Below are 20,635 nucleotides of genomic sequence, written 5' to 3'. Positions count from 1 at the left end.
CTTTGTTCTATGAAAATAACGATACTTTTTATTACAGCCGGATTAATAACTTTTGCCGGTGCTATTTCTGTACTATTCCGAATTGGATTCAACAGCTACCAGGTATTATTTTCACAAGCAGTATTGATCTCTGTGGTCCTGCTTTTTCTTATTATATACAAAAAAAGGTATTCAAAATAAATTTCATAACACGCGAACAAGAATGATACTAATCGTTTGTAAGGTCTTTAAAAGATGTAATGCCCATTCTGATAGCAAATATTGCCAAGCCTTGTCGGGTATTTATCTTTAACTTTTCAAAAAGCGCATTCCGGTAGCCCTGCACAGTGCTTGGACTTGCATTCATATGCTCAGCAATTTCCTTAATGGTATATTCGGTAGGGCAGTATTTTAAGAATTCAAATTCTCTTTCAGTTATTTTATATAGGGCCTTTTCTTTTTCAGTATTTACGAGTTGAAAAAAATTACTAACCAGCAACTCAGAGCTATAATAACCTTTTTCGTGAATGTATGTTAATGCAGCTTGTAATTCTTCAAGTGTATTACCCTTACCGATATATCCACGTGCACCAAGTTTCAGCATCCTTATAATAGCAAATTCGTCGTCAAGCATAGAAAGCGCCAGTACTTTCAGGTCTGGCCATTTTTTTTGTATCTGTTCCATGGTTTCATAGCCATTCATTTCCGGCATTTGTATATCCAATATACATATCTCGGGGAATGGTTTCGTTTTTTCCAGTAGTTCAAGTAGGTGCTTACCGTTTTTTGCTTTAATATTTACTTTGTAATCCGGAAAGCTAGATATCATGTTGCTTATTGAGTCTCGTACAACTGCATGATCATCAGCAATAGCTATGTATATTTTTTCCTGGTTATTCATATGGTATGTTTAAGGTAATTTGTGTTCCGCTATTTTTTTCTGATTTTATGTTCAGAGTACCGTGCATTACTTCAGCTCTTTGATGCATGTTTATAAGACCGATACCCTCACTTTTCCCATTGGTATTATCAAACCCCTGGCCATCATCCAAAATTGTCATTACGAATGATTTCTGGAGGTACTCAATACTAATGCTTACATTTTTTGCAAAGGCGTGTTTGACAATGTTTGCCAACGCTTCCTGTGCTATTCTGAATACCATCAGCTCTATCTCAGGAGCCAGGCTCTTGTTCTCATTTTCTTCTACTGAAAGCTTAAAATGGATGTTGTTATATGAGCCAAGATATTCAGTTTCTTTAAGCAATGATTCTTCTAAACCTATCTTGTTGATATATTTACTATTTAATACGTGGCTGAGGTTTCGAAGGTCTTTCAATGACTTTGAGACCTGGTTTTTTGTATCTTCTACAAGGGATTTTGTATCAGAAATATAGCCGCTATGCAGAGTGATAAGATTGGCATGCACACCTGTAAGTATCTGCCCTATATTATCATGCAGCTCTTGCGAGATCTGGTTAGAAGCTTTCTCCTGCACCTCAAGCATGGTTTGCAGTAATTGTTTTTCATACTGGTGTTCGATCTCCTTTTTTTCGATTTCATTTTTTCGTTGCCTGTTCTTACTCACAATAATAAATACGGTGAAATAGAACATGAACATGGGTATTAATATCGACCCCGCGATCAGAATAGGAATGATATAATTATCCTTCATGGCTCAGTCGCTTATTTGAAAAAATGAACAATACTGCAGCTATAGCCAGATAGGTGATAATATTTACCACCCATAATATATCGTATAGGTGCTCCATTATATACATTTTCTTTAGCATTATTACTGAGTGTAATGCCCAAATGGTATAGGTTATACTCCAGAAGAATACAAGAATAATATTAAACCAGAAATATGGGTATTTGTATATGTCTATTTTATCATCATTCAATATACGCTGGAATGTAAATAGTGATAACGCCATAACTGCTAATCCTTCGAAAAGCAGAAAATTGGAATTCAATGCTGTAGGTGGTTGAAAAAGCAAAGTATTGCAAATGGCTATTAAAACCCCTGCTAAACCAATGATTAGCCCGATCCTCTTTTTTTTGAACCTAGGTTCAATACTGTCAAAATAAATGCCAAGAACTAATAGCTGTACTGGTGCAAAAATGTGGTATACGTACATATTGTTATGGAACACACTTGCTGATATTTTTGCAATCAGTTCACTTACAAAAGTAAGGGATAACAAGAGGACAATTATTTTTACAGTGATGTCCTTAGTTCTGACTTTGTACAGTCCTATTAATATTGCTAGTAGCAATACTCCCAGGTAATAATAATAACGGTGATGAATATCCATTATTGGCCTATTAATTATTAAGCAGGTCACTTGCTCCTGTTCCGCTAGAGGGACAATGCGTTGGACATGGTTCACAAAAATCCATAACAGCTCCCTGCGGACTATAAATATAATTATTATTAGAATCCAAGCCAGCAATAACTATGGTTAGGGATTCATAATCCAGACCATCATAAATATTCTTACCACCTCCATGTACATAACTAAGCTTGTGTGCAAACATCAACCTGACATGTGTAATATTTGTATTCTGTAAATAATAGCGCAGAGAGTTAGCGTCTACCCTATAAGATTTTACATCATTAGTCCCCCTGGCATTCAGGTAGCTTTGTATCATTACATTAGCTGTATCCGGTAACAAAAATGGAGAATCCAGGCCCATTAATGCATAAGAGCTTAGATCGATCGGTTTTTTGATATCTGTTGAGCCGGGACCTACATCCGTATTTTTTTTGCTACATGCATAAACTAATAAAACTGCCACCATCAGGAATAATAAGTTCTTTTTCATTGTTCGTGTTGTTTTTAAAGTGAATAATTTATGGATACAAAAGTAGGTTGACATTTCCCTGTACGGTAGACCATTTTTATGGAATAATTCGATTAAAAAATGAGGGTAGTTGCACTTAATATCTCTGCATGAATTATGATTTTTTGTATCTATTTAGTTGCATAGTAATGATGAAGTAACGCCTGAAATTTGCAACAGGCAAGGCTTACAGTTTAAATACCCCTAAAAATGGGGGTGAAATTTATTAAAATAATAAGTTCAATTTCAGGTATTGTTTAGATAGAGTGGGAAGTAGTATATAGATATTTGAATAGAGTTATATAACCAACCAAAACTATGTTATGAATCTCCTTGTATCAATTTTAGATGACACTACATTTATTGCACTAATAGTTGTGTCACTGTTCATTTTTTATTTACTCCTAAACGCTGTTTATGAGTATATAAGAAAGTAACCTTTTTTAATTTTTAGCATACTACCATGAAACATAAAGTGTACAATATCGTCCTTATTACCTGTAAAAGACACCGAAGCAAATTGTTGTTACAGGCATTTTGTTTGGTGGTATCTTATTTACTGTGTGTAGGCACATCAATCGCTCAACAAGATAGTACCAGGTCATTATTTACGGATACATTACTAATGGACGAGTTTGTAATAAGCGTTAAGACTGCTGTGCGTGTACATGGAGATACAACAAGTTACCGCGTTGACTCATTTATAACAGATCCTCTTGCCAATACGGAAGATGTACTGAAAAGACTACCTGGAGTAGAAGTATCACGCGATGGAAAGATAACAATACAAGGCAAACCGGTCAATAAGATGTTTATCAATGGTAAAGAGTATTTTTCAGATGACCTGCGCAGTGTGATACAAAACCTACCGGCAGAGATTCTGGAAAAGATCGAAGTTGCTGATTACAGGGATGAAGATGCTGTTTTTACCGGTAATAAAGAGACCTCTAACGAAAAAGTGATCAATTTTCAGATGAAGAAAAAGTATAGTGGGGGGATATACGGTAGAACAGCCGCAGGATGGGGTACCCAAAAACGAAACCAGGGTGGAGCATTTGCCAACTATATGGACGATAACGCATTCCGTTTAACCCTGATGGGCAATCTAAATAATACAGGAATGTCTGATGCAGCCGGTGATAATGGCAATACCAGCAATAATTCCTGGAGCAATCCGGGTGTAAGAACTGAACAAAAAGGGAATATTAATTTCTCTTATGACAAAGGGAAAGCATTCCAGTTAAACGGTGCCTATAGTTTCAATAATAATAACACCTACCTGGAAAGATCATCGTATCGTACCACTTTTCTTCCTTATATGCAGGCAGGGAGTATTGGTGATAGTTCAATGTTGCAGGCATCAAATAACGAACAAAAGTCTGGTAATACCACTCATAACATATTTCTCAGGACCAGATACAAAATCAGTCCGAGAATGTCATTGAGTACCGTTGCAAATATTCAGACAGCCAAACAATCATTGCCCAGAATAAGTAATGATATTACGTATGAATACAATGCAACAACGGTAAGCTTTGATAGAAGATCAATATCTGACAACACCAGGGCTACTTCCTCTTATGGACTGAACAACTCGCTTTCAAAACAATTTTCTAAAAAGGGAAGAACATTATTAATACGTTGGAATATCAATTACAGTGGTAATAGATCGCGTGGCAATATTGAGAATACGAACAACTATTATTCACCAGAATCTAAGACAGATGTTATAAATACTACTTCTGAAGAAGGTAATAACATAAATAGTGTCGTAAATATATACTATACAGAACCTCTGGGTAAACATAATAATGTGTCAGTAAGCATTAATAATATTTACAACCGAAGTAATAATAATAAAGCAGTTGCTGTTGCAAATGCAGGAGTCTATTCGGTGGATACAAACCAGAGCAGAAGTTACAAAAACATAAACAACAATAACAACATAGGTATAACCTATCAGTATAGTAATGAAAAAATATCAGGTGGGGTTGGTTTTGAGATGGAACCATACAGTAGAAAAAGCCTGCAGGCTTTCGGCACTGGAACAGATATTATCCAGACAGGCATCAATTACTTTCCCCGTTTATTCAGCAGATACAGGGTTTCTAAAACTTCAGACATAAGTTTTAGCTATAATGGAGGGATCAATCCACCTAACATTTCTCAAATTCAACCAATACCAGATTACACCGACAGTTTAAATATTTATACAGGCAATCCACACTTAAGTCCCGAATTGAGCAACAGTATAAATTTACGCTTTGGTAACAATAATTTGAAAAAGGGTAGCAACACATGGGCTTATATTCAAGCCAATTGGGTAAACAATAAAATAATTAACAATACAGAACTTACGGGAAGTAAGAAAAACACAATGCCTGTGAACGCAAATGGTAACTTTGTTATCAGCTCATCAGTAAGTCATACAGAACCACTCATAAGGCAAAAACTAAAAGGTACAATGGGGTTGTCAGTAAATGTTACAAATAATGTAAGCATAGTAAATGGCAGTCTTCAAAGAATAGCGAACTATAACATTTCACCAAAAGCACGACTATCATATTATACAGGTAAATGGTATGATGGGAGCCTAGATTACAGCTATAACCGAAGAGAGGTGACCGGGTTATCTCAACCTAACAGCCTGGTTCAATCGCATATTCTTGCGCATGATGGCACATTCATCTTTTCTTATGGTTTCAGGCTTTCATATTATATTAACTATATATCAAACAAAGGGATAGCACAAAACCTTCAGCAGGATTTTTTCCTGACCAATATCATGTTTGATAAGACATTTAATAAGCCCCATGGTCTTTCATTAAGACTATATGCATTTGATATATTTAATAATTATCCAACTGTTCAGAGGACAATAGGCGATAACTACTACGAAGACGTTTCTGTAAACAGGATAGGGTCGTACTATCTGTTTTCTATAGTATACAAGTTTACTTCTTTTCCGGAAAAGAAAGAGGTAGGACATAAAGATGACCAGTAACGTTATATGCAAAATATTGCTGCATGTGCACGAGTTGTTAAATAGTTTTATCAAAATTACCCGACCTTTGCCAGCATGAAGAACCTGGCAGCACTGAATAAATATCTTTTGCGTTATAAGTGGCGCCTGCTGTTGGGTATGTTATTTGTTTCTGTTGCCAACGTTTTTGCAGTAATTCCCCCGGTAGTGATACGTAATGTAATAGACAGTGTACAGAATAACATCAATAGTTACAGGCTGGTTACAGGCACCAGGGTTGCTGAAAGCTTGCAGGATTACATATTTACTCTTGTATTGCAAAGTGGATTACTACTGCTTGGTCTGGCTATAGCCAGGGGAGTTTTTATGTTTTTTATGCGACAGACCATAATTGTCATGTCCAGGCTGATAGAGTACGATCTGAAGAATGACATATATGAACACTATCAGAAATTAGATACTCAATTCTATAAGACTCGCTATACGGGCGACCTTATGAACAGGATATCCGAAGATGTTTCTCGAGTACGGATGTACCTAGGACCGGCTATTATGTATACCACCAACCTTGTTGTACTTACTGTGATGTGTCTTTGGAATATGATACGGGTGAGCCCGATGCTTACCTTTTATGTTGTTTTGCCGCTACCATTTTTAGCGCTCAGCATTTACTTTGTAAACAGGATTATCTTCAGGAAAAGCGAAAAAATACAATCCCAATTGTCGGATATGACCACAATTGCCCAGGAGTCATACTCTGGTATCAGGGTCATTAAATCATTTGTTCAGGAAAAGGCTATGATGGGATTTTTCAACGACAAAAGCCGGGAATATAAAAAAAGCGCCATCAACCTGTCATTAACAGAAGCTGTTTTTTTCCCCTCTATGAACCTGTTCATTGGGTTGAGTATACTGAGTACGGTGTTAATAGGCGGCTATTTTGCCATTGAGGGATCAATTTCGGCCGGTAATATAGCAGAGTTCATCTTGTATATTACTATGCTTATGTTCCCAATGATGGCAATCGGCTGGGTCGCTTCTATTGTACAGCGTGCAGGAGCGTCCCAAAAGCGCATAAATGAGTTCCTGGATACGGAGCCCATAATAATAAACAGGGACGGTGCAATAAACACAACGCTGGAAGGAAATATTACATTTAAGGATGTGAGCTTTGTTTATGCCCATACAGGAATAAAGGCTTTGGACAGATTCAACCTGGATATAAAAGCGGGGGAAAAGGTAGCAATAATCGGTAAAACAGGGTCAGGTAAATCAACACTTGTGCATCTTTTGTTGCGTATGTACGACGCGTCAAAGGGTACAGTTTCATTCGATGGGAAACCTGCAAAGGAGTATGACCTGCAATGCCTCAGAATGCAAATAGCCTATGCTCCTCAGGAAGCTTACCTTTTTTCAGATACTATTTACAACAATATCAGGTTTGGCAGGGCAGATGCAACGGATACAGATGTAAAAGAGGCTGCGCGACTTGCCGATTTTGAGAAGGATATTGCAACACTCAAAGAAGGCTATGATACAGTAATTGGTGAGCGTGGAGTAATGTTATCCGGAGGACAAAAACAAAGGCTGGTGTTAGCAAGAGCATTATTGAAAAATAGCCCGGTACTGTTGTTGGATGAGTCTCTTTCTGCAGTTGATACACAGACGGAACAAAATATTCTGAATAACCTGAAAAGCTATATTAGGGATAAAACGACCATCGTGATCACACACAGAATATTTACAGGCTGGGATTTTGATAAGATCATTGTGCTTGATGATGGCCATATTGCTGAGCAGGGTACACATGAACAGTTAATGGCTTTGAACAACAGGTATGCAAAACTATATAAGCATCAGACAGAGATAAGCTCCAGCGTCTAACCTTTGTATGAAACACTTTTTTTTATAAATTGAGATAATATAATACACGTGTATGAACAGGATAATACTGGTTGCTGTTGCCATTTTCAGCTCTGTTTTTGCTATCGCAGGCAAGAGTGATATTACCATAAAAGGAACAATCACCAACCAACTTGCAGATGAGGTTACCTTCAGTTACTATACCTATGAGGGTAACTGGCTGAATTTCAAACAACATGAAGTGTCTGAAGCGCTTGATGATAAGGGTAATTTTCTTGTGCTGCTCCCTTTGTCAGAAAACTATACACTCATACATATCCAGAATGGTAACGAGGGAACTGAAATCTACGGTAGTCCCGGAGATAAAATAATCATGACTGTTAATGCGTCAGATTTTGATAACACACTCAAGTATGATGGTGTCGGTATGAAAGCAGATGTTGCCAACTTTATGGCGAGGCATATGCTCAAATCGGGCTTTACACAAAACATACATAGGGCTGCTCAGAAAATGATGGCGATAGAACCTGATAGGTTTACTGATAGTCTGAAATTATTGATACAGAATGAAATGGATTTTCTTGTTGACAATAGTGCTGGATTACCACAATCATTTATCAAATTCTGGAATGCACTATACGAGTATAATAAATATGATTTCATGCTCACATATCCCTATATGCACGAAATTGTAAAGGCTAAAAGCTATGATATAGGGGCTATCCCTAAAGAGAATTACTCGGTAGTAAAACAAGTACCAGAAAAATTCAATGATAACTATTTGTATATTTCTTCCTACCGTAGTTATATATCTTCTTATTTTTCGCAACAGTTGTCTGCCGAAGGAGCTGACAATAATGAGAAGATGCTGGAGCTTGCCCATCAAAAAATGCCAACAGCATCAGAAGAATATGTATTTGCCGACTACATTAGTGACCATGTAAAACATCATACTTTGGAGCAATCGGAAAACGACTTTACAGTTTTCACTGAAAGGTATCCCAAAAGCAGCTATACCAAAACTTTACAAGCTCTTATTGACAAAAAGAGAAAATTGAGTATCGGATCTCCGGCAATTGATTTCACCGTATTTGATGAAAACGGAAAGAAGATCAAATTATCAGAACTTAAGGGCAAAGTGGTGTACCTGGATTTTTGGGCTAGTTGGTGTGGCCCATGCAAGGCGCAATTCCCTCATGTTGCTAAAATTAAAGAACACTTTGCCGGCAAGGATGTAGTATTTGTGTACGTATCAATAGACGAAGATGCCGATGCCTGGAAAAAAGCAATGGACAAATACCACTTAACCGGCCTGCATGTACGGGAAGAAGGGGGCTGGAAAGGCAAAACAGCACAAGAGTATGGTGTACAAGGTATACCGGCATACTTTCTGATAGATAGAGAGGGAAATTTTGCAAGCGAGAATACGCCACGTCCAAGTCAAGACGAAGAGCTTATCAAGGCAATTGAGGAATTGCTTTAAATAGCTCTCCGAACTGTATTAATTAATATTAAGGTAATGTGTTGTTAATGATGGCGTTATAGTAAATACGTCCCTTTGCTTAGCTGTATTGGCTATCTAATACCATACATATGGCAAAAAGGGAAGTAGATATTGTCGTTCTGTCAGACATACATTTAGGTACCTATGGCTGTCACGCCAAGGAGTTACTTCAGTATCTGAAGAGCATAAAACCTAAGGCCGTTGTTTTGAACGGCGATATCATTGACATCTGGCAATTCAGCAAAAGGTATTGGCCAACAACACATATGATGGTTATGAAACACCTCATTGGACTTGTTGCTAAGGATATACCGGTCTATTTCATTCCGGGCAATCATGATGAAATGCTGAGAAGATTCAAAGGTTTCCAGCTAGGCTCATTAAAGATCACCAATAAGCTTTCTCTAAAAATAAACGGCTCAAAGGTCTGGATATTCCATGGTGACGTATTTGATGTGGTAATGCAACATAGTAAGTGGCTTGCAAAGTTAGGTGCGGTTGGCTATGACACCTTAATACTTATCAACCGATTTGTAAATTTCATTTCACAAAAGTTAGGTAGAGGTAAAGTTTCCCTCTCAAAAAAAATAAAGAATAGCGTAAAAGGCGCTGTTAAGTTCATCAATAATTTTGAGTCTACTGTTTGTGAGATAGCAGCAGACAACCAGTTCAAATACGTGATATGTGGTCATATCCATCATCCTGAAATAAGAACAGTTGTCACAGAGAGAGGACCTGTTATATACATGAATTCTGGCGACTGGATAGAGAACCTGACAGCATTGGAATATAACGACTCGAAGTGGAGTATTTATCGTTATGCTGATGACATAGTTGCACAGTCAATTGAAATAAATAAGAAAAAACAGGCCAAAGACAATCCCAAAGAGATGATGGCTTTGTTGTTGCAGGAGTTGAATGTAAACGCAAATAAATCTAATACCCTGAACGGACTGACCGGCGGGTTTGAGGCTGCATAAATATACTAATGTGAAGATATTATTTGCAATACAAGGTACAGGTAACGGCCACCTGAGTCGTGCAAGGGATGTATATCCAGAGTTGGCAAAATATGGTGAGGTAGATGTATTGATAAGCGGTATTCAGGTTGATGTCGATTTTCCATTCCCTGTTAAATACAAGCTATATGGCATGAGTTTCATTTTCGGAGGTAAAGGCGGTGTGGATATATGGCAGACTGCCAGGAAGCTAAAATTATTCAAATTGATATATGATATAAGGAAGTTGCCGGTACAGGATTATGATCTTGTTATCAATGATTTTGAGCCGGTTTCAGCATGGGCGTGTAAGCTGAAACATAAACCTTGTATTGGTCTCAGTCATCAGGCAGCTGTAATGGCCCAGAATGCGCCACAGCCAGCAAAGGGAGATATGAAAGGAGAATTGATATTAAAGCATTATGCACCGGTAACGGCAGCTTATGGTTTTCATTTCAGGCGATACGCCAAAAATATTTTTACTCCTGTTATTCGTAGAGAAATACGAAATATGACACCTGCTGATAAAGGGCATTATACTGTATACCTTCCCTCTTATGACGACAAAACACTGGTAGAACATTTATCTCATTTTTCTAAAGTTGAATGGCAGGTGTTTTCGAAACATAACAAAGAACCATTCAGTTTTAAAAACGTACATATTCAACCTATTGACAACAATGCTTTCATTGAAAGCATGGCCAGCAGTACAGGTGTGTTATGCGGAGCCGGTTTTGAAGGTCCGGCTGAAGCATTATTCCTGGGTAAAAAATTAATGGTGATACCAATGCAAGCTCAGTACGAACAACAATGTAATGCTGCAGCGGCTGCACAGATAGGTGTACCAGTAATAAAACAGTTAAGCCGCAAGTATTATGACAAGATAAAATGGTGGCTGATGAGTAATGAACGTGTAAAAGTTGATTTTCCCGATGAAACTGCTAAGATCATCAGAGAAATGATACATGAACATGCTCCTGCAAACATGGCTGTGGTGAACGTTGCATAGGGTTATCTACCCTTAAATAGAGGCTTGCGTTTTTCCAGGAAGGCATTTACGCCCTCTGCAAAGTCTTCCGTATTTCCTGCTTCTACCTGTACACGCTTTTCTATTTCAAGTTGTTCTTCAAGACTATTGCTATATGATTGGTTCAATAGCCGTTTGGTCAATCCTATGCCTTTTGTTGGCAAGGATGCTAATGTAGCTGCAATTTTTTTACTTTCTTCCTCAAAAGTGTCGTCGGAAAAGGACTTATAGATCATTCCCATTGCAGCAGCCTCGTCTGCAGTTACTTTTTCGCCCAGCATCATCAAAGCGGCAGAGCGTTGCAAACCTACATATCTAGGAAGAAAAAACGTTCCGGCACTATCTGGTATTAGCCCAATTTTACTAAAGGCCTGAATAAATGACGCATTTTGTGTAGCTACTACTATATCGCAGGCGAGTGCAATATTTGCACCTGCGCCCGCGGCAACGCCATTCACTGCTGCTACTATCGGCTTTTCTATATTGCGTAATCGTTGTATCAATGGGTTATAATGCTCTGCAACAATCTTTTCAAAATTAACATTTGCGGGGTCGGAGGCTTCTGCCAGATCCTGACCTGCACAAAAGCCCTTACCACTACCTGTGATATAAATGCAGCGGATGTTTTCGTCATTAGCACAGTCATCAAGATAGGCCTGGCATGCTAATGCCATTTCGCGATTAAAGCTATTATATTTATCAGGACGGTTCAGTGTGATGTAACCGATGCCGTTTTCTTTATGCAGTACAACAGAATTGCTCATACTGCAAAAGTAACGATGTGGCCGGAACATTTATCAAATTGATCTGTAAATGTCGTTATTATTACCTGTCCTTGTGAAAATCGCCTCGTGAGAAGAACTTTTCTATCAGGCAATACAGGAAAATAAAGAAATACCTGCTACCCATTTCTTTTATTTTCAGGTTTGATTTACCATATTTCCTGTTTGTCCAGCTGTTTGGTATCACTGCAAAGTTGTAACCCCTTATCAAAGCTTTTAACGATAGCTCGAGTGTAAGATTGAAGTGAGGAGACAAATAAGGTCTTAAGCCAAGAATAGTTTCCTTTTTGTATAATTTGAAAGCATTGGTAAAGTCATTGTACGGAAAGCCGAAAGTGATTCGAACGGCATTATTCACCAGCCGGTTCAGTATCAGTTTGTGTTTAGGGTAATTGTATACTTTTCCGCCTTGTGAGAAGCGTGTACCAAATACGCAATCATAATTACCTTCCATCATTTTGCGGTAGAAGCGCACCAGGTCGTCAGGTGAGTCGGAAAGGTCGGCCATAACCAGTGCCATACAGTCTCCGGAAAATCGCTCCATACCATACCGGACAGCCATCCCGAAACCATTTGGCCCAGGGTTGGTAATATACACCAGTGTGTTTATTTCTTTCGACAGAGATTCCAGTACTGTCAGCGTATTGTCTTTGGAATTATCATTAACTACCAGTAGCTCATGAGGAATATTTTCAGCCGATAACTTAGCGTACAAGCTGCCAAGGGTCTCGGGTAGAGACTCCATCTCATTATAAGCAGGTATTACTACTGATAATTTCATGAATTATTCGTTAATACGGTTGGTGGTTGCCTCATATATCTGTGTCAGGATATCTTCAATATTATAATTTAACTTCCAGTCTTTATAGTGAGACTCAAACTTAGATGTGTCGCTTATCCACCAGATATGGTCTCCTATCCTGTTGGTATCAGAGTAACTATAATTCATTTTTTTGCCGGTGATCTTCTCACACATGGCAACAGCCTCTGCCATTGAGCAGTTGGAAAATCTACCACCTCCCGCATTGTATACTTCACCTTGTCTTGGTGCCTGGTGAAAATGCCAGAACATATTTACCAGGTCCCATGAGTGGATATTGTCACGCACCTGCTTGCCTTTATAACCAAATATGGTGTATTTGTCACCTGTTATTGCACATTTCATCAGGTATGACAGGAAACCATGCAGCTTTGTACCGCTATGTCTCGGACCGGTAAGGCAACCACCCCTGAAAATACCGACATTCATGCCGAAATAGCGTCCATACTCTTGTGCAACAACATCTGCTGCAACTTTGGATGCTCCGAATAGTGAGTGTTTGGTTTGGTCAATACTCATCAATTCATCAATACCTTTTGCATAGTATGGATGATCTTCTGCTATCTCCCAACGATTTTCTAACTCAACTAAAGGCAGGTAGTTGGGCGTATCTCCATACACTTTGTTGGTTGAGGTAAATATGAATGTAGCATCTTTACAATGCTTACGAGTCATTTCCAGCAAATTGAGTGTGCCATTAGCATTGATCGTAAAATCAGTGATAGGTTCATTAGCGGCCCAGTCGTGACTTGGTTGTGCAGCGGTGTGTACGATCAGTGCAATATCTGACCCATACTTTGCAAATATTGCATCCAGGGCCTCAATATCCCTTATGTCAGCACTATGATGTTCAAAGTTGGATACTGTATTCAATAAATGCTGGGTATTCCACTCTGTGGATGCATCAGCACCGAAAAGGCGCATCCTCATATTATTGTCAATACCTACAACCTTGTCAAATTTCTCAGAAAAGAACTCTATTGATTCACTTCCGATCAGGCCGGAGGAGCCTGTTACAATACATACTTTGGACATATTTGCAATGCTATTTTACATTATAATATTCTACCACTATCTCGTTGTTGTATAGCGTTGGGTCTGTAAGAAGACTTATCTTGGAAATACCATTAACGAGATTTTTTTCCGGGGTCAGCAAAGATAGGAAGTCTTGCTGACTTGCAACCAGTTTTTCAATCATGACACCTGCCTTCAACAGTTCTGGAGATGTCCTGTATATGCGGTTATGTTCATTGGGAGCAGTAAATGATATATTTATACCTGGCGGTCTTAGTCTAAATGCTACACTTTTGCCTTTAGAATTAAGTTTTACATCGATCCTGATGTAGTTGGAACCAGCTACTGTAGGGATTTCATCAGTCAGTTGGATTTTCTTTTCACCTATTTTGTTAAAAATCAATGGTTTAATGATATTCTTCTTCTTTAGAAGTGCTCTTATTCTCTCATTTGATGTGAAGGTGTCAGCTAATTCATAGTTCTTGATGATAAACATGTTGAGCATGGACTCATCGTTAAAAGCACAGCGATTATCTATGGCGTCAAAGTCATAAATAATATATTCAGGCGCGTTGCTGTTATAAAAGTCATAGTTAATTTTCTGCAGGTAGGGTGTATAAGCAGTAAATGACTGGAACACCGGCCTGGGTGTATAATTTAATTGATTCTCGATAATATACTCACTGTCCCAGGGGAAAATGTCGATTGACTTGTCCCCTATCTTGTTAAGTATGGACGCAGGAATGTATCGTTTATCCGGGGCAAAGTGGTGGCTATCAATCTTGTTTTCTGAAAATTGTTTGAAGTACTCTTTTGTATTACAGAACCGTTCTTCATATAACTGGCCTATCTTCTTGTTATACTCTGTTTTGAAGAATAAGGACAGGGTTAGAATAAATAATATGGCCGCAGAAAATAGCTTCTGAGTGTTGTTTTTATAATGAAGCAAATTGCCCGTAAGCAACACCAGCGGTCCGTAGCAAAAGAATTCTGATAAGTGTTGTATGTCTCCTCTTAAATAAGACTGTTGCTTGAGCATTAGTATATATGCTCCACATATTGCTACAAAAAATAACTGTACAAACTTACCTTTAAGAACAATGTATATAAAGTAAATAATCAGAAGGTATTTCATTGCGTGATATAGGGTACCGATGTTTCTTTCCACAGAAATCTCTCCATTATCTAGGTACATAACACTTCCGTAGCCTTTTATGAGCTCATACGCGCTCATGATATATCCGGGGAGGTAAACGTTCAATAACCAGGCCGACAAAAATATAGTGCTTGCCAGGGATAGTAGTATTATTAAAGCTTTGAGAACGCTCAACTTGTCTGCAAAATATAGCAGAACTAGATGAGCGACGAAAAACAGAATGCTGATAAGTCCGGTGTTCACCTTGATATAAAACGCGATGGAGGTAAGTAGGATAAGCATGATGAACGAGGCATTAGAGGGCTCATTATATGCCTTGTATAGCCAGAAGTATATAAAAAATAGTAACAGCCAGCTAAGGTCGGTACCATGGCTGGTATTCATTAACAATACAGCAACTATTAGAATTAAGGTGCCTGTAAGTTTGCTGGCAGAAGCCTTAAGGAAGTCTTTGAATACGTAGAAGAAATTAACAGCAAGCAACAGATCAAATGATAAGAATATCCACCTGGAAACCCCCCACCCAATACGGGTAGATAAGAACCCCAACGGCCCGTAGGTATAGGCTATGTCTTTCCCCCATGTCCAGTTGTGTAAATTGGCATAGTTTAAAGTTAATTGCCACGAAATATCTAACCCTAACCATGATGGTCCACTATCAGCCAACTCGTAAGATGTAAGAAATGGCATGGTAAGCATATGATATGCCAGGAATATGGCTATTATATACACAAGAGGTGAAGTATATGAATTATCCGTCCTCATAAAAAGTGGTTTATCCCAGGCGTAGTATTATGTTATGCTGATTGTTAACCTAATATTGATTTTAGCTCATGTTCATTTTCTTTTAGCCAGTTATGTATATCTGAAAATATATCATGAGTAGTCTTTTCTGGTTTCCATCCTGTTTCGTTTTCAAGCATGGAGTTGTCTGATATGTATATACGTAAGTCGGCCGGCCTGTTTTCAGGAACGGATTTGATATTGATCCTGTTACCTGAAATTTTCTCGCAGATAGCGGTCATTTCTTTTAGAGAAGCACTGCAGTTTACCCCGCCCCCTGCATTGTATACTTTGTTATTGAATTTGTCAATGTTGTGTATCTGCATGTCAACCAGCCTGATAAGATCTTCAATGTGCAGTATATCCCTTACCTGTTTGCCCAGCCCGCCGTATCCTATGTATCCCAGGTCTTTTTTCCAGAAATGCCGTGCCATCCACAGTGTTACTACGCCCTGGTCCGTTTTCCCCATTTGTCTTGGTCCGGCTATAACACCGAAACGAGTAACAGCTGCCTTCATGCCATAGAACTCCTGGTATTCTTTAATAAGCAGTTCACAGGCAAGTTTTGTCGTGCCGTAAAACGATCTGGCAGCATCAAGATGCAGCATTTCAGAGATACCTTTTGAGCTTATGCCCGGATATGGTTGCTCATCGGTGAAAGAGAACCTAGTGTCTTCTTCGATGAAATCAGCATTTTCTATAAGGCTTATCGGGTATACCCTGCTGGTAGAAAGGAATATGAGATTTGCTTTGCACTTGATACATTCATTAAAGCAATTGATAGCACCGGTCAGGTTATTGTTAATAACATAAGTAGGAGAACCGTCTAACCCTGACATAACAGATGGTTCAGCAGATGCCTCGATCATGCAGTCAAATTCAGGCAGTTGTGCCAGGTCCTCAATGTTCCTGATATCACCGTGTATGAAATCAATATCATTGGCGCGAAGGCTTGGGAGGTTAAATTCTGAACCCCTTCTTTTCAGGTTGTCAAAAACTGTTATCGTATAAGATGGGTATTGTTGTTTAAGCTTTATGGCTATGTTAGAGCCTACAAAACCTGCACCACCGGTAATTACTATTCTCATAAGTATATAAAAAGAGTTCAGGTATTGATAATTGTACCTGTATGTGTCCAAAAGAGCAAAGTTAATCCTATTATACAAACTTAACATGCCTTACACCGTGTTAAAGCAATAAAATGTATATCAGGAAAATATTACTGTTTTGCAGGGCGGAATAGTTTTGTTTTCAGGTGGTTACCTATACCAATGATGCTCACGAAATTGAGTGGCAATTCTAGAAGAACATGCATGAAACTCAGGAACAACAGCCACTGGAGACCCACTACATATTTGTACATGTAAAGGGCTACACTGATGATCCATACTAGAACCACAAGGGCAAACCTGAGTTTAGGCACTTTATGCCACTGAATTACGCGTGTTTTTGAGAACCAGTTGAGGTAATGGTAGGTATAGGCAAATGCAATAAAACGCATAAGGACAATGCCTTTGGTAGAATGAAATATCAGGTCGTTCCAGCCTTCAGCACTACCGGGATTGGGTACAAAATCAATGGTGCGGAACCAAACAAAGTTAACGATCTTAAAGGGAGTATACACCTCCATTGTGCGGGAAGCTGGAGAGATAAATTCCTGCCCCGGAAATAACTTGAATAATAATATCGGTATTATGAACATAACTGCCACCGAGAGATACCCAAACCTGCTTTTGCTTTTGGTGGCACCATACAGCATGAATAGTGCTGTGAATACATATACGTGTATAAGAGTGGGAATAAATACAGTAAGAAAATAGTTGAAATTATGCGCTACCTGCGACGCAAAAACCAATATAATGATACCCCCGATCTTATATAAAGGATTTTTTACCGTTACAAATATCAATGCACTTAGTAAGGCGATAAATATGAGGTTAGCATCGAACATGTCAGGGAACTCAAGTTCAAGTGGCTGCCTAAAGAAAACAACGGTGAGTACGGCACCTATTATCAACAGCCATACAGCATCATAACTACCTTTGGTAAAATAGTTCTTGTCGTGTAGCCATGATATTTCAGTCAGGTAATGAAGTGGCCCTAATACAGCATAAACAAATAAGAACAACTCAAACGGTAGCACCACAGCAACGCATGCAGATAATATCATTAAACCAATATTTATGATATCTATTCTCTCCGTAGATGTTAGCGCCATATAATGTAATTGTACACACTAAAATTATTAATATCATTGGTATGATGCTAATTAATGTCATATAATTTAGTTTTCGTAGTTTCAGCCTTAGTAATAGGTAGCCATGCTAGTAAAAACATTTGGCAGCGCCGTTTATGGAGTAGATGCGCTGACCATCACCATAGAAGTAGATACACCAGGAGGTAAGCCGGAATATATTATCGTCGGCTTGCCGGATAGCGCTGTAAAAGAAAGTATTGAAAGAATAATCTCAGCACTGAAAAACAATGGATTAGAGAAACCTCGTGCCCGCATAGTTGTAAATATGGCCCCGGCAGACATAAAAAAGGCCGGTGCTGCATATGACTTGCCGATAGCTATCGGTTGGTTGGCGGCTACCGGACAGGTACCTCACGATGACTTGGACAGATATGTGCTGATGGGGGAACTTTCTCTTGATGGCACTTTGCAACCGATCAAAGGGGCATTGCCGATAGCTATACAGGCACGTGCCGAAAAGTTCAAAGGTTTGATATTGCCTGTTCAGAACGCGCGTGAAGCTGCATTGGTTAATAACCTGGAAGTATACGGCGTAGAAAATCTAGGCGATGTTGTGGACTTCTTCAGCAAAAGAAAATCTTTGGAACCGGTAGTAGTCAATACACGAGAGGAGTTCTTTGAAGCACAATATGATTTTGAATTTGATTTCAACGATGTAAAAGGACAGGAGAATGTAAAGCGGGCCTTGGAAATAGCCGCAGCGGGTGGTCATAACGCAATACTTATTGGGCCTCCGGGTGCAGGTAAGACGATGTTGGCAAAGCGTTTACCCACTATTCTTCCGCCATTAACATTATTTGAGGCGCTTGAAACGACGAAGGTTCATTCTGTGGCGGGGAAGCTACCGGGCAACACTTCTTTAATCGCGCGACGGCCATTTCGTTCACCACATCACACAATTAGCGACGTGGCCCTGGTAGGTGGGGGTGGGAATCCCCAACCTGGTGAAATATCACTGGCACATAACGGAGTATTATTCCTGGATGAGTTACCGGAATTTAAACGGACAGTGCTTGAGGTGATGCGACAACCCATGGAAGAACGAAGAGTGACGATCTCCCGGGCTAAAGTAAGTATAGATTTCCCGGCAAGTTTTATGTTGATAGCTAGTATGAATCCATGTCGTTGCGTTGGGTAGTTGGAGTATTTTCGGGAGTAGCGGTAAGGGTGGGTGTATAGTTGAATTTAATGGTTATTTCTTCACTTCCCATTTGAATAGACTCTGTCAATTCTTCAACTATTTGCCTCTTAGCTTCATTATCAAGTGTTGGCCATTTATCATATAGATTCTCTGCATTCTCAAGTATGTGGTCTCCATCTAATTGTTGAACCTTGATGTAATCTATTTGAGCCTCTAATTCAGCTAAGGTTAAGTCAATTTGTTTGTATTGTTCACTGAGTGGATTGTAGTATGAACCAAAATCATCTGTTGGGATTTGACCTTTGGAGTGTAGCTTAACTAGGTTATCCATCTCTGACTTGAGTTTCACTTTCTCTTTGAATAGTGTTTGTAGTTCTGTTTGTTTTGTTTTGATAGCTTCTTCTGCTCTACTTAAGAATGTTGCAATGTCATCTTTAGTTAAGAGGAATGACTTTAATTGTTCGTAATATATATGGTCTATATCTTCTGCACTAATATTTGTTTCCTTGCATGAATTACAGACGTATTTCTTAACCCGTGAGGGAACATACATTTTCCCTCCACATTGGCATATTAATATACCTGCAAATGGATGGACTGTTTTCCTAGTTGGTTTTCGTGTATATGTCTGTGATTCTATTATTCTATTGCATTCATCCCATAATTCCTCAGATACGATTGCAGGACATGGAATAATTACCCAATCAGATTCAGGTTTTATTTCCCAATGTTTCCCTTCTCCTGTACTCTTTGTGTAATTAGCTCTTCTTTGTCCTTTTGCAACTGGGTCAGTAAGCAATCGTCCAATTGTGGTATCAGTAAATTTTGAACCGTTGCGAGTGCGATATCCTTTCTTATTTAATAGTGTTGCGACTGTTCCCTTTCTCTTATGTTCTGCATATAGCTCATACATGAGTTTTCTAATGGGAGCTTCTTTTTCATCTATTTGTAGTTCTTTGTCCTCCCATCTATACCCAAATGGTGCTTGTCCTCCTAATGGTTTGCCCATTTTTGCCCTAACTGGAACAGATGCTGCAACTCTCTCTGATATTTCTTGTCGTTCCCATTCTGCCATTGCAGCAATCATTGTGTAGAATAATCTGCCAGCAGATGAACTTGTGTCTATGTTTTCTGAAAGTGAAATCAGATCGGCATTGTATTTTCTGAATATCTCTGAGAACTCAAGTAGTTCTTTCGTATTACGAGCAAGTCGAGCAAGTTTTGAGAATATCAGGCCAGTAATTTTACCTGCTTGCAAATCATGAAGCATACGCTTTGCTTCTGCATTGCCCATTACTGACTTTCCACTAACTGCCTCAAGTCGGTATATTTCTACTACATTCCAACCTTTGGACTCTGCATACATTTTGGCACGTCTCTCATGGTGCTCAGGGCTATCATCCTTAACCTGAAAGTCGGTTGATACACGTATCCATATTCCAACATTTTTTGCTTTTCCCATGCGTAAGTATTTTGTATTGAG

Annotated in this window: 17 protein-coding genes; 6 read left to right on the top strand and 11 right to left on the bottom strand. The window is 38.8% G+C overall.

The window, feature by feature from the left end; genetic code table 11:
* Nucleotides 1-208 precede the first annotated feature (208 nt).
* Genes H6550_01090 through H6550_01075 form a run of 4 tightly spaced genes read right to left on the bottom strand, consistent with a single transcriptional unit; the run spans nucleotide 209 to nucleotide 2,806 of the window.
* Nucleotides 209-880 (bottom strand): response regulator transcription factor, encoded by a 672-nt coding sequence (locus H6550_01090; GenBank protein ID MCB9044709.1) that lies wholly within the window; start codon nucleotides 878-880, stop codon nucleotides 209-211.
* Entirely contained in the window at nucleotides 873-1,652 is a 780-nt protein-coding gene (locus H6550_01085) for a hypothetical protein (protein ID MCB9044708.1), read from the bottom strand. The genes H6550_01090 and H6550_01085 overlap by 8 nt, the downstream gene beginning before the upstream one ends.
* Nucleotides 1,642-2,295, bottom strand: a complete 654-nt coding sequence (locus H6550_01080) for a hypothetical protein (GenBank protein MCB9044707.1) — start codon at nucleotides 2,293-2,295, stop codon at nucleotides 1,642-1,644. Before H6550_01080 ends, H6550_01085 begins: the two co-directional genes overlap by 11 nt.
* A gap of 10 nt (nucleotides 2,296-2,305) precedes the next feature.
* A complete protein-coding gene (locus tag H6550_01075; protein MCB9044706.1) occupies nucleotides 2,306-2,806 on the bottom strand; it encodes a hypothetical protein in 501 nt (166 codons plus the stop codon).
* 643 nt (nucleotides 2,807-3,449) lie between these two features.
* Here H6550_01075 and H6550_01070 point away from each other — a divergent pair.
* The 5 genes from H6550_01070 to H6550_01050 all read left to right on the top strand — a co-directional run bounded on the left by H6550_01070 (nucleotide 3,450) and on the right by H6550_01050 (nucleotide 11,181).
* Entirely contained in the window at nucleotides 3,450-5,828 is a 2,379-nt protein-coding gene (locus H6550_01070) for an outer membrane beta-barrel protein (GenBank protein MCB9044705.1), read from the top strand.
* A gap of 75 nt (nucleotides 5,829-5,903) precedes the next feature.
* Nucleotides 5,904-7,691: an ABC transporter ATP-binding protein gene (locus H6550_01065; protein ID MCB9044704.1), complete on the top strand. Its 1,788-nt coding sequence runs from the start codon at nucleotides 5,904-5,906 to the stop codon at nucleotides 7,689-7,691.
* 52 nt (nucleotides 7,692-7,743) lie between these two features.
* Complete coding sequence (locus tag H6550_01060; GenBank protein ID MCB9044703.1) at nucleotides 7,744-9,153, top strand: TlpA family protein disulfide reductase; 1,410 nt, start codon at nucleotides 7,744-7,746, stop codon at nucleotides 9,151-9,153.
* Between the two features lie 110 nt (nucleotides 9,154-9,263).
* Complete coding sequence (locus H6550_01055; GenBank protein ID MCB9044702.1) at nucleotides 9,264-10,154, top strand: UDP-2,3-diacylglucosamine diphosphatase; 891 nt, start codon at nucleotides 9,264-9,266, stop codon at nucleotides 10,152-10,154.
* 10 nt (nucleotides 10,155-10,164) lie between these two features.
* Nucleotides 10,165-11,181: a glycosyl transferase gene (locus H6550_01050; protein MCB9044701.1), complete on the top strand. Its 1,017-nt coding sequence runs from the start codon at nucleotides 10,165-10,167 to the stop codon at nucleotides 11,179-11,181.
* 2 nt (nucleotides 11,182-11,183) lie between these two features.
* On the opposite strand, the gene H6550_01045 is transcribed toward H6550_01050, so the two are convergent.
* The 6 genes from H6550_01045 to H6550_01020 all read right to left on the bottom strand — a co-directional run bounded on the left by H6550_01045 (nucleotide 11,184) and on the right by H6550_01020 (nucleotide 17,924).
* Nucleotides 11,184-11,963: an enoyl-CoA hydratase/isomerase family protein gene (locus H6550_01045; GenBank protein ID MCB9044700.1), complete on the bottom strand. Its 780-nt coding sequence runs from the start codon at nucleotides 11,961-11,963 to the stop codon at nucleotides 11,184-11,186.
* Nucleotides 11,964-12,024: 61 nt separating this feature from the next.
* Nucleotides 12,025-12,762: a glycosyltransferase family 2 protein gene (locus H6550_01040; GenBank protein MCB9044699.1), complete on the bottom strand. Its 738-nt coding sequence runs from the start codon at nucleotides 12,760-12,762 to the stop codon at nucleotides 12,025-12,027.
* Nucleotides 12,763-12,765: 3 nt separating this feature from the next.
* A complete protein-coding gene (locus tag H6550_01035; protein ID MCB9044698.1) occupies nucleotides 12,766-13,836 on the bottom strand; it encodes an NAD-dependent epimerase/dehydratase family protein in 1,071 nt (356 codons plus the stop codon).
* A gap of 10 nt (nucleotides 13,837-13,846) precedes the next feature.
* Nucleotides 13,847-15,736, bottom strand: a complete 1,890-nt coding sequence (locus tag H6550_01030; GenBank protein ID MCB9044697.1) for a hypothetical protein — start codon at nucleotides 15,734-15,736, stop codon at nucleotides 13,847-13,849.
* 44 nt (nucleotides 15,737-15,780) lie between these two features.
* Entirely contained in the window at nucleotides 15,781-16,842 is a 1,062-nt protein-coding gene (locus H6550_01025) for an NAD-dependent epimerase/dehydratase family protein (GenBank protein ID MCB9044696.1), read from the bottom strand.
* A 131-nt stretch (nucleotides 16,843-16,973) separates the two neighbouring features.
* On the bottom strand, nucleotides 16,974-17,924 hold the full coding sequence (locus tag H6550_01020; protein ID MCB9044695.1) for a hypothetical protein: 951 nt from the start codon (nucleotides 17,922-17,924) through the stop codon (nucleotides 16,974-16,976).
* Between the two features lie 151 nt (nucleotides 17,925-18,075).
* Here H6550_01020 and H6550_01015 point away from each other — a divergent pair, with 151 nt between their 5' ends.
* The gene (locus tag H6550_01015) at nucleotides 18,076-19,149 is read left to right on the top strand and encodes a YifB family Mg chelatase-like AAA ATPase (protein MCB9044694.1); all 1,074 of its coding nucleotides are present in this window, start codon (nucleotides 18,076-18,078) and stop codon (nucleotides 19,147-19,149) included.
* Here H6550_01015 and H6550_01010 read toward each other — a convergent pair.
* On the bottom strand, nucleotides 19,118-20,614 hold the full coding sequence (locus H6550_01010; protein ID MCB9044693.1) for a recombinase family protein: 1,497 nt from the start codon (nucleotides 20,612-20,614) through the stop codon (nucleotides 19,118-19,120). The two genes, H6550_01015 and H6550_01010, sit on opposite strands and share 32 nt — an antisense overlap.
* Between the last annotated feature and the right edge of the window lie 21 nt (nucleotides 20,615-20,635).

It is taken from the genome of Chitinophagales bacterium (assembly GCA_020636495.1).
GTDB lineage: Bacteria > Bacteroidota > Bacteroidia > Chitinophagales > Chitinophagaceae > UBA5543.
Note: the sequence above shows the minus strand (reverse complement) of the source record. Positions and strands in the feature narration are given on the sequence as shown.